Source organism: Sagittula sp., assembly GCF_052825245.1.
This window is the reverse complement of sequence record NZ_JBRBWD010000025.1, coordinates 1-11797: the sequence shown is the minus strand read 5'-3', so window position 1 is coordinate 11797 and position 11797 is coordinate 1. Positions and strand designations below refer to the sequence as shown.

The window sequence follows — 11797 nt, the reverse complement described above, 5'->3', positions numbered from 1 at the left end:
GCTGGGTTCGGGGCGGCATGCACGATCCGGCGCGCTGGGGCGCGCGGTAGCGCGGCGAACGGCCTCCACGCCCGGCGCGGTCTGCGGAAACGCGGGCATCGGGGTCATGCGCGGCTCGGCTCCTCGCTCTTGCGGGCGCGGCGCTGGCTGGAGAGCTTTTCCTGCTGGGTCTTGATGCGGCCGCGGTCCTTTGCCGGGTAGGCGTCGAGCGGCGGGTCCTCTCCGTAGAGCGCCTGAAGCGTCACGTCGCGGGCGATGGGCGCGGCGGTGCGCGATCCGCCGACGCCGTGTTCCACAACCACCGCCACGGCGATCTTCGGGTTATCGAAGGGCGCGAAGCTTACGAACAGCGCGTGGTCGCGGTCTTCCCACGGGTCGGCTTCGGTGGTGATGCGCGAGACCACCTGCGCGGTGCCGGACTTGCCCGCCATCCGCATGCCTTCGGCGATGATGCGCGATCCGTAGCCGGTGCCGCGCCGGTTGTTGGACACGGCGAACATGCCGCGCTGCACCTGCAGGAGGTGGTTCGGGTTCAGCCCGAGGTCCGTCCCCCCGCGCGAGGGCGTCTCCACCCCGTCGATGCTGCGCACCAGCCGGGGCGAGATCGACCGGCCGGTGGCCACGCGCGCGGTCATCACCGCCAGTTGCAGCGGCGAGGTCAGCACGAAGCCCTGTCCGATGGCGGCGTTCACCGAATCGCCGATCACCCATTCCGCCCCGCGTTCGCGGACCTTCCACGCCTTGTCGGGCACGAGGCCGGAGGTGACGGCGGACATGGGGATGTCGTGCGCCACGCCGAGGCCCATGCGGCGGGCCATGTCGGCGATGCGTTCGATCCCCACCTTCAGCGCGAGGTCGTAGTAGAACACGTCGCAGCTTTCGCGGAGCGACTGTTCGAGGTTCATGTAGCCGTGGCCGCTGCGCTTCCAGCAGCGGAAGGAGCGGGAGCCGACCTCGTAATGGCCGGGGCAGTAGACCGTGTCGTCGGGCGCCAGCAGGCCCGCGTCCAGCGCGGCGAGCGCCGTGACCATCTTGAAGGTCGAGCCGGGCGGATAGGCGTCCTGCACCGTCTTCGAGGCCAGCGGCCGGTGGTCGTTGGTGTTGAGCGCGTTGAAATCCGTGTGGGAGATGCCGCGCACGAAGAGGTTCGGGTTGTAGGACGGCGCCGAGGCGATGGTCAGCACGTCGCCCTTTTCGAGGTCGAGCACGACGACGGAGGCGCTTTCCTCGCCGAGGCGCGCCTGGGTGTAGTCCTGGAGATCGGTGTCCACGGTGAGCTGGATGTCGGCGCCGCTTTCGCCCTCGCGCCGGTCGAGTTCGCGCATGACGCGGCCGACGGCGTTGACCTCCACCCGCTTGGCGCCGGCGGTGCCGCGCAGGTCCTCCTCGTGCCGGACCTCGACGCCGACCTTGCCGACCTGGAAGCGCGGGATGCGCAGCAACGGCGGCGGGTCCTCGTAGCGGGCGAGGTCGCGTTCGGAGACCGGGCCGACGTAGCCCGCCACATGGGCAAACAGTTCCTTCTGCGGGTAGACGCGGGACAGGCCGACCTCGGTGGTGACGCCGGGCAGGGCGGGGGCGTTGACCGCCACGCGCGAGATGTCCTCCCAGCTGACCCGTTCGGCGATGGTGACGGGGATGAAGGGCGGCGTGCGCTCCATCTCGGCCAGGGCGCGGTTGAGGTCGTTCTCGTCCAGTTCGACAAGCTGGCCCAGGTGGGCGATCACGGTGGCCACGTCGCCCGCGTCCTCACGCGTGAGGGTGATGCGGTAGGTCGGTTCGTTGTCGGCGATGACCACGCCGTTGCGGTCGAAGATGCGCCCGCGCGACGGCGGGATCAGCCGGATGTTGATGCGGTTCTCTTCGGCCAGCAGGCGGAATTCGTCGGCCTGGTCGACCTGCATGTGGTGCATCCGCAGGCCGAGCGTGGTGACGAATCCAAGTTGCAGGCCACCGAGGACAAGCCCGCGGCGCGTGATGCGGCGGGCGGATTCTGCGGTCTCTTTCGGGCTTCGTCTCATAGGGTGCGTCCCGTGTGGTCGAATTCGCCGGGGGCGGTGCGGCGGACGCCGAAGGCGAGGTAGGACACCGCGGCCACCAGCGGGTAGGCGAGCACGGTCATACCATATTGCATCAGGGCGAGCGAAAGCATACCCGGCGAGATGATCAAGATCGCGAGAGTGAGCCTGTAAAGGACGGTGATCGCCAGCAGCGTGGCGGCGGCGGCGGCCCATTCGGTGGCGAAGGTGTTCTCGCGCAGTTGCCGGGCGCGGTTCTTGAGGAATTCCGAGGCGAGCAGCATCAGGAGCGCCCAGAGCCCGGGCGGACGCTGGAACACCAGATCGGCCAAGAGCATCACCCCGGCGATCGAGAGGGCGGGAACGTAGTCCGGGCGGCGCAGGCACCAGGCGAAGGTCAGGGCGGTCAGGAAGTCCGGCCCGGCGATTCGCTGCGGCAGCATCTGCAGCGGCAGGAGGTGCACGAAGATCAGGAGCAGGGCCAGCGCCGGGTAGAGCGCGCGCATCGTCCAGAGGCGGGCGGGGCTGTGCTTCTCGGCCATGTCAGCCGTCCCGCCGGGTGTCTTCGCCGGTTTCCGTGCCGTCCTCGTCCGTGGGCGCGCCGTCCGCGGAGGGCGCGGGGCCGGCGTCGGGCAGGTCCTCGGGCAGGATCAGGCCGGAGGGGTTGGCGACCCGGCGCGCGCCGTGGTCGCGCAGCACGCGCAGGAATTCGAGCCGTTCGTAATCCGCCGAGAGCCGCACGCGCAGGCGTCCGCCCGGGTCCTGCGCCACCTGTCCGATGAGCAGGCCGGGGGGGAAGACCTCGCCGTCGCCGGAGGTCACGATCCGGTCGCCGGGGCGCACGAGGTCGGGGTTCTCGAGGAAGTCGATGGGCGGGGCCGCGGTGTTGTCGCCGGTGATCAGCGCGCGCTGGCCGGAGGGCTGGATCTCTGCCGGGATGCGGCTGGTGGCGTCGGTCAGCAGGATCACGCGCGAAGTATTGCGCCCGACGCCCGAGATGCGCCCGACGACACCGATGCCGTCCATGGTCGCCCAGCCGTCGACGATGCCGTCGCGGCTCCCGACGTTGATCAGCACCGACTGCCGGAAGGGCGAGCCGCTGTCGGCCAGCACCACGGCGGTGATGTAGGTCAGGCGCGGGTCGAGACGGACGTTGTTCAGATCGCGCAGGCGGGCGTTTTCCTGTTCGAGCTGGAGCGCGGCCTCTTTCCAGGCGGTCATCTGGCGCAGTTCGCGGCGCAGCTCCTCGTTCTGGTCGGAGAGGCGCTGGTAGCTCTGGAAATCGCGCATCAGCCGGATGGTGCCGGTGACGGGGGCCATGGCCCAGTCCATGTTGGGCACCACGCGGTCGATGACCTGCGCGCGGAAGCGTTCGACGCGCGGGCTGTCGATCCGCCAGACAAGGAAGATGCCGGACAGCAGAAGGACGAGGATGATCAGCAGCAGCCGTTTGAGCGGTGCCGTGAAATCGTCCGAGGATGAGCGGTCACTGGCCATGTCTCAGGGTACCGAAGGCCGGGGGCCTGTCGCAAGGCATGAGCGGCGCGCGATTTTTCCGGGGAAAAACCGCGCCACCCATGGATCAGCTGTCGTAGTCGATGGCGTGGCGGAGCTGCTTTTCGTACTCCAGCGCCTTGCCGGTGCCGAGGGCCACGCAGTTCAGGGATTCGTCGGCGATGGAGACGGCAAGGCCGGTCTGTTCGCGCAGCGCGAGGTCGAGGTCGCCAAGGAGCGCTCCGCCCCCGGTCAGCATCACGCCACGGTCGACGATGTCGGCGGCAAGGTCCGGCGGGGTCGCTTCGAGGGCGGTCATCACCGCCTCGCAGATCGCCTGCACGGGTTCCGACAGCGCCTCGGCCACCTGGGCCTGGGAGATCTCGGTTTCCTTGGGCACGCCGTTCAGGAGGTCGCGGCCGCGGATCTGCATGGAGGAGCCGCGCCCGTCGTCGGGCATCCGCGCCGTGCCGATGGAGGTCTTGATCCGCTCGGCGGTCGATTCACCGACCAGCAGGTTCTGCTGGCGGCGCAGGTAGTTGATGATCGCCTCGTCCATGCGGTCGCCGCCGACGCGGACGGAACGGGCATAGACGATGTCACCGAGCGAGAGCACGGCCACCTCGGTGGTGCCGCCGCCTATGTCGACGACCATGTTGCCGGTGGGGTCGGTGATGGGCATGCCCGCACCGATGGCCGCCGCGATGGGTTCGGCGATGAGGCCCGCCTTGCGCGCACCGGCCGACAGGACCGACTGGCGGATGGCGCGTTTTTCGACCGGCGTCGCGCCGTGCGGCACGCAGACGATGATCTTGGGCTTGGAGAAGGTCGAGCGGCGATGGACCTTGCGGATGAACTCCTTGATCATCGCTTCGGCGGTGTCGAAGTCGGCAATCACGCCTTCCCGCATGGGGCGGATCGCCTCGATGCTGCCCGGGGTACGGCCAAGCATCAGCTTGGCGTCCTCGCCCACGGCCAGAACCTTCTTTACGCCGTCCTTGATATGATAGGCGACGACGGAGGGTTCCGATAGGACGACACCCTTCCCCTTAACGTAAACCAGCGTATTCGCGGTTCCGAGGTCGATGGCCATGTCCGAAGAAAACATGCCAAGGAGCCGATCCATGCCAAACATTCCTACTGCCTCGCTGCCCTAAGGCTTTGCATCTCTGCGTGTCATTGCTCGAAGGGTCCGCGACTCCGAAAGGTGACGCGAACGTCGTCCTTATAGGCGTGGTGCAGCAGGGGCGAAAGGGGGCCTCCGGCTTGAATCAGCGGGGAATCGCCGCATGAGGGGCGCGGCGGTGGATAAGCCCGGGGGGACGACGGCGTTGACCGAGGTTCGCTGCCACCGTCTCATTCCGCTTGTATTTCAAGGGCGTGATTTGTGACGGCGCGCAATGCGGCAGTGCCGTCCGGGCCCGTCATGGCGCGGCGCGCGGCGGCGGACCGTTGCCGGGACGATGACGGTTCGGTGATGCGGCGGAAGGCGGCGGGGGCGCAGCGGGCTTTCCTTTGTGGGTGCCCGCGGGCGCGGGTGGCTCTTTGTCCGAGTCCCCGGGGAGTTGCGGGGGAGGGGCGGTCTGTCGCTCTCTGCCTCCGCTGTCGGTTTTGCGCGTCGACATGTCGGGTGGGCCGCGCGCCGGTTGCATGATCCGATAAAAAGGCGGGAAAGAATCCTTGCCCCGGACAGTGGAGTGCGCCCCCGATGAAGACCAATGTCAAAGCCCTAGTCGTCGGCGGTGGTGCCGTCGGCACCTCCATCGCCTACCACCTCGCGAAGGCGGGCTGGGACGATGTCATGCTGCTGGAGCGCGACGAGCTGACCTCCGGTTCCACATGGCACGCGGCGGGCCTGCTGCCGTACTTCAACATGTCGTATGCGACGACCCACATCCACGACTACTCGATCAAGTTCTACAAGACGCTCGAGGAAGAGACCGGCCTCGACGCGGGCTTCTTCGTGGTGGGCAACCTGCGCATGGCGCAGACCGATGCGCGCATGGACGAATACATGGTCTATGCCACCACCGCCGAGACCTGCGGCGTGCCGTTCGAGTGGATGACGCCCGCGCAGATTTCCGAGCGCTGGCCGCTGATCCGCACCGAGGATCTGAAGGGCGCGATCTACCACCCGACGGACGGCTACATCAACCCGGCGGACGTGACGATGGCGATGGCCAAGGGCGCCCGCCAGCGCGGTGTCCTGATCGAGCGGAAGTGGCAGGTGGACGGCTACGAGTGGACCGGCTCCGAATGGAAGGTTACCGTCACCAAGATGGTCGAGAAGGGCGGCAACCTCGTCCCCTCCGAGGAACAGCAGGTCATCACCGCCGAGCATGTCGTCACCGCGACGGGCAACCACGCGCAGCGCACCGCGAAACTCCTGGGCATCAGGACCCCGGCGATCCCGGTCGAGCACCAGTTCATCGTGACGGAGCCCGACCCGGCGCTGGTGGAATGGCGCAAGACCAACGAGCAGCATCCCGTGATCCGTGACGCCGACGCCAAATGGTACGTCCGCGAAGAGCGCGGCGGCTGGATCCTTGGCCCCTACGAGCGGAACGCCCCCGCGCGCTTCGAATACGGCGTGCCGGATTCGTTCCGCGCCGACCTCTTCCCGCTGGATCTTGAGCGGATCGAGGAAGAGTACATGTCGATGATCCACCGCATCCCGTCGTCCGAGACGGTCGGCCTGAAGGACGACTTCAACGGCCCGATCTGCTACACGCCGGACGGCAACCCGCTGATCGGCCCGGCGCCGGGCCTGCGCAACATGTGGCTGGCCGAGGGCTTCTCCTTCGGGATCACCGCCGCCGGCGGCGCGGGCTACTATCTGGCCCAGATGATGGTCGAGGGCGAGGCGGAGATCGACATGGCCTCGCTCGACCCCAAGCGGTTCGGGTCATGGCAGACCACCGAATGGTCGGTGAAGAAGAACGAGGAAGCCTACGAGCACGTCTACATCCTCCATCACCCGGACGAGGAACGCCCGGCGGCGCGTCCGCTGCGCACCGGCCCGGCCTATGACCGCCAGAAGGCGCTGGGCGCGCAGTTCGGCTGCGTGAACGGCTTCGAGCGTCCGAACTACTACGGCCCGCTCGATGCGGACGACAACTTCGACCACGATGCGCGCAGCTTCCGCCGCGGCGGCTGGTGGCAGTATGCCGTCGAGGAGGCGAAGGCGATCCGCGAGGGCGTGGGCCTGATCGACGCCACCGCCTTTGCCAAGCACACCGTGACCGGCGCGGGCGCGACCGAGTTCCTCGACCGCTTCACCTGCAACAAGCTGCCGAAGGTGGGCCGGATCAACCTGACCTACGCGCTGACCTCGAAGGGCACCACGCGGACGGAGTACACCATCGTCCGCAACGGCGAGAACAATTACTACCTCGTCTCGGCGGGCGCATGGCAGGCCTATGACCACGACTACCTGGTGAAGGCGGCCGAGGACTTCATGGCGGAGACCGGCAAGCTTGTGATCGTGCAGGACGTGACCACGCAGTGGGGCGTCTTTGCCATCGCCGGACCGAAGACCCGCGACGTGCTGGGCCAGATCATCCGCGACGCGGAGCCGGAGACCGCGCTGTCGAACAAGCGTTTCCCGTGGCTCTCGGCGCGGCAGATCGAACTGGGCATGTGCCCGGTCAACGCGATCCGCGTGGCCTACACCGGCGAACTCGGCTGGGAACTGCATCACCCGATCGAGATGCAGAACTACCTGTGGGACCTGCTGATGAAGGCGGGCGAGGCACACGGGCTGAAGCCGGTCGGCGCCCGCGCCCAGAACTGGCTGCGGCAGGAGAAATCCTACCGCGCCTTCGGCAACGAACTGGGCCGCGACGCCACCCCCGCGGAGGCCGACCTGCCGCGCTTCATCGACCTGTCGAAGGAGTTCTACGGCAAGGCCGAGATGGAGGCGAAGGGCATCCGCTCCAAGTGCGTGACGCTGCTGGTCGACGGCCCGGCGGACGCCGATCCCTGGGGCCGCGAGGCCCTGTACACGCCGGAGGGCGTGCGCGTGGGCCGTCTGACCTCGGGCGGGTATTCCGTGGCCTTCGGCAAGTCCATCGGCATGGGCTACGTGAAGCCGGAGTTGGCTGTGGAGGGCACGAAGCTTAAGGTCAGGATGTTCGACCAGCTTTGGGATGCGGAGATCACGTGCGACAGCCCCTACGATCCGAAGAACGAGACGATCCGCAAGGACGTCTGACCCCTGACACCCGTGCCGGGCGGCTCCTCCGCCCGGCGCTGATCCTCGTGCTGGCCGTCGCCCTTCTGGCGGCGGCCTTTTCCGCGAGGAACCCGGCGACCCGCGCCGCCGAGGGCTATGCCCGCGACATCGCCATGGCCAGCGCGGGCACCTACCTGACGCTCCGGACGCTGAACGCCTTCCTGTCGACGGCGCAGGAACTGGAGGTTGGCGGCAGCTTTGTCGTGCAGGGCAGCGCGCAGCCGCTGAAATGGCTCGAGCCGGTGGACGACACGGTGGAGCGCATCGCGCAGGTGGTGTTCTTCGTCATGGTGGCGACGGGCGCGCTGTCGGTGGCGCTGGCGCCCGCGTCGGGCCTGGGCTGGGCGGTGCTGGCGGGCGCGGCGCTCTTGGCGCTGGTCACGGCGGGGCGCGGCCGGGGCGGGCACGTGGCGCGGCGGATGGGGCTCTACGGCACCTTCCTCGCGCTGGCCCTGCCGGGGGCGTTCCTCCTGTCGGCGCTGCTGGCGGACCGCATGACGGAGGAGGTCTGGGCCCGTCACAGCGCCATCGTCGAAGAGATCACCGCGCAGGTCGATCCTGCCGTTGCCGTGCCCTCGGAGGGGAGCGGCGTCATGGGTGCGCTGCAGGGCGCGCGGATGGAGTTCGAGCGCTATTCCTCCATGGCGGGCGCGCTCTACGACCGTTCGGACGCGCTGGTGCAGAGCCTGATCGCGCTGCTGGCGGTGTTCCTGTTCAAGGTACTGGTCCTGCCGCTGCTGATCCTCGCGGGGGCGTGGATCGGCCTGAGGGCGCTCGACGGGCGGTGACTTGCCATTCCGGGCGGGTCGGTTAGGTGTCTGGGATCATCCAAGCGAAGGGGAGGCCGCAGCATGGCATTCAGGGTTTACCTGTCGGGCGAGATCCACACCGACTGGCGCGACCGCATCCGCGACGGCGCGGCGGGTCTGGGCATCGATTTCGACGGTCCGGTGACGGATCACGGCAACAGCGACGATTGCGGGGTGGCGATCCTCGGGGCGGAGGACGACAAGTTCTGGCACGACCACAAGGGCGCCAAGCTGAACGCGATCCGCACCCGCAAGGGCATCGCGGAGGCCGACGTGGTCGTGGTGCGCTTCGGCGAGAAGTACAAGCAGTGGAACGCGGCCTTCGACGCGGGCTATGCCGCGGCGCTGGGCAAGTCGCTGATCATCCTGCAGCCGGAAGAGCACGACCACGCCCTGAAGGAGGTCGACGCCGCGGCGCTGGCCGTCGCCCGCACGCCGGAGCAGGTGGTGCAGCTTCTCGCCTACGTCATCACCGGCACGCTGCCGGGCTGACGGGGGGGGGCGGCGCGGAGCCCCGCCCTACTTGAGGTCGCGCTGGTCCTGCGTGGGTGCATCGGCCAACGACTCCGCTGTCTGGCCAGGCGCAGGGCGGCGCACAGCCCCGCCCTGCATGGGGCCGGAAACCGGCGCCACGCATCGGCCCGAGCGGGCCGGTGCATACCCTCCAAGCGGCGCGACACCCCGTAGCGCGGGGCTTTGCGCCGCGTCCCTCGCGCGTCAGCCCTCGCGCGCGGGGATATTCATGCCGCGCTGCACCGCCGGGCGTTCGTAGAAGCGCCTGACGTAGGCCACGCAGTTGGGGTGATCCTCCCAGCCCACCACGTCGCGCGCGCCGTAGAACTCGAGCGCGTTCAGCCACGGGCAGAGCGCGATGTCGGCCACGGAATACGGTCCGGCGATCCAGTCCCGGCCCTCCAGCGCCCCTTCGACCACGCCCAGAAGCCGCCGCGCCTCGTTCACGTAACGGGTGCGCGGCAGCGGGTCCTTCACGTCCTTCCCCGCGAACTTCCAGAAGAAGCCCAGCTGCCCGAACATCGGGCCGACGCCGCCCATCTGGAACATCAGCCATTGGGTGATCTTGTGCCGCTCCGTCGCGGTGTCGCCCAGGAGCATCCCGGCCTTTTCGCCGAGGTAGAGCAGGATGGCGCCGGATTCGAACAGCTCCAGCGGCGCGCCGTCCGGGCCGTTCGGGTCGATGATCGCGGGGATCTTGTTGTTGGGGTTGAGCGCGAGGAACTCCGGGCTCTTCACGTCCTTGTCCGCCAGGGTGATCTTGTGGACCTCGTAGGGCAGGCCGGTTTCCTCCAGCATGATCGAGGCCTTCACGCCGTTGGGCGTCGGGAAGGAATAAAGCTGGATGCGGTCGGGGTGCGTCGCGGGCCAGCGGCGCGAGATCGGATGGTCGGCAAGAGCGGTCATGAAGCGTGTCCCGGTTGATGAAGATCGTCCGGGCGACCCTAGCCCGGCATTTCCCGCTTTCCCAGCCGATCCGCCGTGACATAATCCGGTTTGTGAGAAAACACCCCGCAGGACATGCGAAAACGCATGCCGGCGCTCTGACGGAATGGGACAATGATTAAGGAATTCAAGGACTTCATCGCCAAGGGCAATGTCATGGACATGGCCGTGGGCATCATCATCGGCGCGGCCTTCACGGCCATCGTGCAGTCGCTGGTGGGCGATATCATCAACCCGATCATCGCGCTGTTCACCGGCGGCATCGATTTTTCGGGCTGGTTCTACGCGCTCGACGGCAACGAATACGCCTCGCTCACCGCGGCAACGGAGGCAGGCGCCCCGGTCTTTGCCATCGGCAAGTTCATCATGGCGGTCATCAACTTCTTCATCATCGCCTTCGTGGTTTTCATGCTGGTGAAGATGGTCAACCGCGCCAAGGCCGCCGCCATCCGCGAACGCGAGGAAGGCCAGCCGGCGGAGGCCACGCCCTCCGGCCCGACCGAGCTCGACGTGCTGCTGGAGATCCGCGACGCGCTGAAGCGCTGACGGCCAAGGCCGGGGCACTTGCGCGACGGGGCGGGATCTGCGATCCCCTCCGGGTCAGGTGCCCCCGCCCGCGGGGGAGAATCGGGAAGCCGGGGAAGAACCGGCGCGGGCCCGCCGCTGTGACGGGGACGGAAAGGACACAAGGCCACTGGGCGCCGCGCAGGCGTTCGGGAAGGCGTCCCTTCCGGAGGATCCGAAGCCAGAAGACCGGCCTGACGGCATGGCGGCCCCGCCTGGAGAGCGGGGGCGCGCAGGCCTTCGGGAGGTGTCCCCATGACAGGAACGGTGCAAAGCCGATCCCCTGCGCCGGTTGCGGCGCGCGTGTTTTCGGATGAGGAACGGCGGGCGCTCTACGACGTGATCGCCCACAGGCGGGACGTGCGGAACGAGTTCCTGCCCGACCCGGTGGACGAGGACGTGTTGCGGCGCATCCTGGGGGCGGCGCATGCCGCGCCCTCGGTGGGGCTGTCGCAGCCCTGGGATTTCATCCTGCTGCGCGATCCGGCGCGCCGGGCGCAGGTGCGGGCCGCGTTCACCCGCGCCAACAAGGCCGCGCAGGCGATGTTCCCGCCGGAGAAACGGTCGGCCTATGCCGCGCTGAAGCTGGAAGGCATCGAGAAGGCGCCCCTCAACATCTGCGTCACCTGCGACCGCACCCGCGGCGGGCCGGTGGTGCTGGGGCGCACCCACCAGCCGGAGACAGATCTCTATTCGACGGTCTGCGCCGTGCAGAACCTGTGGCTGGCGGCGCGGGCCGAAGGCATCGGCATAGGCTGGGTCAGCATCTTCGACGAGGCCGACCTGCGCCCGATCCTCGGCCTGCCCGCGCACGTCCGCGTGGTCGCATACCTCTGCATGGGCCACGTGAAAGAGCTGTTCGAAGGCCCGGAACTGGAGGCGCGCGGCTGGGCGCGGGCGCGGACGCTCGACGCGCATATCCGCGAGGAGGGCTGGTAAGGTCCTGCGCCGCCATGGCCGCCAAGACCCGCCACCGCGGGCCCTGCACACCGGGCGGGGCACCCGTTCGAAGGCCTGCGGCTTTGCTTCTTTGCTTCCGAAATACTCCGGAGGGGTTCGGGGAGGCAGAGCCTCCCCGACGGGTCGCCGTGCGCAGCACGGCGAAACCGTTCAGGCCGCCAGCGCCGCCGCGGGCGTGATCGCGTCCAGGCCCAGCGCCTCGCCCACCGGCGCATTGGTGATCCGGCCGGCGTGCACGTTCAGGCCGGCGGCCAGGTGCG

10 protein-coding genes and 1 riboswitch are annotated in these 11797 nt (G+C 68.5%); of the genes, 5 read left to right on the top strand and 5 right to left on the bottom strand.

The genetic code is table 11. The annotated features are described in order from the left end of the window. Nucleotides 1-104: 104 nt before the first annotated feature. The 4 genes from mrdA to ACU0DV_RS08255 form a co-directional block, all read right to left on the bottom strand. The gene (mrdA, locus tag ACU0DV_RS08270) at nt 105-2021 is read right to left on the bottom strand and encodes a penicillin-binding protein 2 (protein ID WP_100927609.1); all 1917 of its coding nucleotides are present in this window, start codon (nt 2019-2021) and stop codon (nt 105-107) included. Continuing rightward, nucleotides 2018-2560: a rod shape-determining protein MreD gene (locus ACU0DV_RS08265; RefSeq protein ID WP_100927608.1), complete on the bottom strand. Its 543-nt coding sequence runs from the start codon at nt 2558-2560 to the stop codon at nt 2018-2020. The genes mrdA and ACU0DV_RS08265 overlap by 4 nt, the downstream gene beginning before the upstream one ends. A gap of 1 nt (nt 2561) precedes the next feature. After that, a complete protein-coding gene (gene mreC / locus ACU0DV_RS08260; protein WP_446241300.1) occupies nt 2562-3515 on the bottom strand; it encodes a rod shape-determining protein MreC in 954 nt (317 codons plus the stop codon). An 85-nt stretch (nt 3516-3600) separates the two neighbouring features. Continuing rightward, complete coding sequence (locus tag ACU0DV_RS08255) at nt 3601-4647, bottom strand: rod shape-determining protein (RefSeq protein WP_005858869.1); 1047 nt, start codon at nt 4645-4647, stop codon at nt 3601-3603. A 573-nt stretch (nt 4648-5220) separates the two neighbouring features. Here ACU0DV_RS08255 and ACU0DV_RS08250 point away from each other — a divergent pair. The 3 genes from ACU0DV_RS08250 to ACU0DV_RS08240 all read left to right on the top strand — a co-directional run bounded on the left by ACU0DV_RS08250 (nt 5221) and on the right by ACU0DV_RS08240 (nt 9047). Beyond that, entirely contained in the window at nt 5221-7725 is a 2505-nt protein-coding gene (locus ACU0DV_RS08250; RefSeq protein ID WP_446241299.1) for a GcvT family protein, read from the top strand. Beyond that, nucleotides 7674-8534, top strand: coding sequence for a hypothetical protein (locus ACU0DV_RS08245; RefSeq protein WP_446241298.1), 861 nt, complete (start codon nt 7674-7676; stop codon nt 8532-8534). The genes ACU0DV_RS08250 and ACU0DV_RS08245 overlap by 52 nt, the downstream gene beginning before the upstream one ends. Before the next feature lie 63 nt (nt 8535-8597). Then, the gene (locus ACU0DV_RS08240; RefSeq protein ID WP_100927605.1) at nt 8598-9047 is read left to right on the top strand and encodes a YtoQ family protein; all 450 of its coding nucleotides are present in this window, start codon (nt 8598-8600) and stop codon (nt 9045-9047) included. A 225-nt stretch (nt 9048-9272) separates the two neighbouring features. Here the strand turns inward: ACU0DV_RS08240 and ACU0DV_RS08235 are convergent, their stop codons facing one another. Continuing rightward, nucleotides 9273-9974, bottom strand: a complete 702-nt coding sequence (locus ACU0DV_RS08235; protein WP_446241297.1) for a glutathione S-transferase family protein — start codon at nt 9972-9974, stop codon at nt 9273-9275. Between the two features lie 153 nt (nt 9975-10127). On the opposite strand from ACU0DV_RS08235, the gene mscL reads away from it, so the two are divergent. After that, nucleotides 10128-10559 carry a large conductance mechanosensitive channel protein MscL gene (gene mscL / locus ACU0DV_RS08230; RefSeq protein WP_100927603.1) on the top strand — a complete coding sequence of 144 codons (432 nt, stop codon included), beginning with the start codon at nt 10128-10130 and terminating at the stop codon, nt 10557-10559. Nucleotides 10560-10598: 39 nt separating this feature from the next. Next, nucleotides 10599-10789, top strand: a riboswitch (cobalamin riboswitch). A gap of 43 nt (nt 10790-10832) precedes the next feature. Further along, complete coding sequence (bluB, locus tag ACU0DV_RS08225) at nt 10833-11516, top strand: 5,6-dimethylbenzimidazole synthase (protein WP_446241296.1); 684 nt, start codon at nt 10833-10835, stop codon at nt 11514-11516. Nucleotides 11517-11797: the final 281 nt, after the last annotated feature.

Bases quoted from the DNA above. Each gene is read 5' to 3' on its own strand.
- mrdA (WP_100927609.1), bottom strand. From the start codon at position 2,021: ATGAGACGAAGCCCGAAAGAGACCGCAGAATCCGCCCGCCGCATCACG.
- ACU0DV_RS08265 (WP_100927608.1), bottom strand. From the start codon at position 2,560: ATGGCCGAGAAGCACAGCCCCGCCCGCCTCTGGACGATGCGCGCGCTC.
- mreC (WP_446241300.1), bottom strand. From the start codon at position 3,515: ATGGCCAGTGACCGCTCATCCTCGGACGATTTCACGGCACCGCTCAAA.
- ACU0DV_RS08255 (WP_005858869.1), bottom strand. From the start codon at position 4,647: ATGTTTGGCATGGATCGGCTCCTTGGCATGTTTTCTTCGGACATGGCC.
- ACU0DV_RS08250 (WP_446241299.1), top strand. From the start codon at position 5,221: ATGAAGACCAATGTCAAAGCCCTAGTCGTCGGCGGTGGTGCCGTCGGC.
- ACU0DV_RS08240 (WP_100927605.1), top strand. From the start codon at position 8,598: ATGGCATTCAGGGTTTACCTGTCGGGCGAGATCCACACCGACTGGCGC.
- ACU0DV_RS08235 (WP_446241297.1), bottom strand. From the start codon at position 9,974: ATGACCGCTCTTGCCGACCATCCGATCTCGCGCCGCTGGCCCGCGACG.
- mscL (WP_100927603.1), top strand. From the start codon at position 10,128: ATGATTAAGGAATTCAAGGACTTCATCGCCAAGGGCAATGTCATGGAC.
- bluB (WP_446241296.1), top strand. From the start codon at position 10,833: ATGACAGGAACGGTGCAAAGCCGATCCCCTGCGCCGGTTGCGGCGCGC.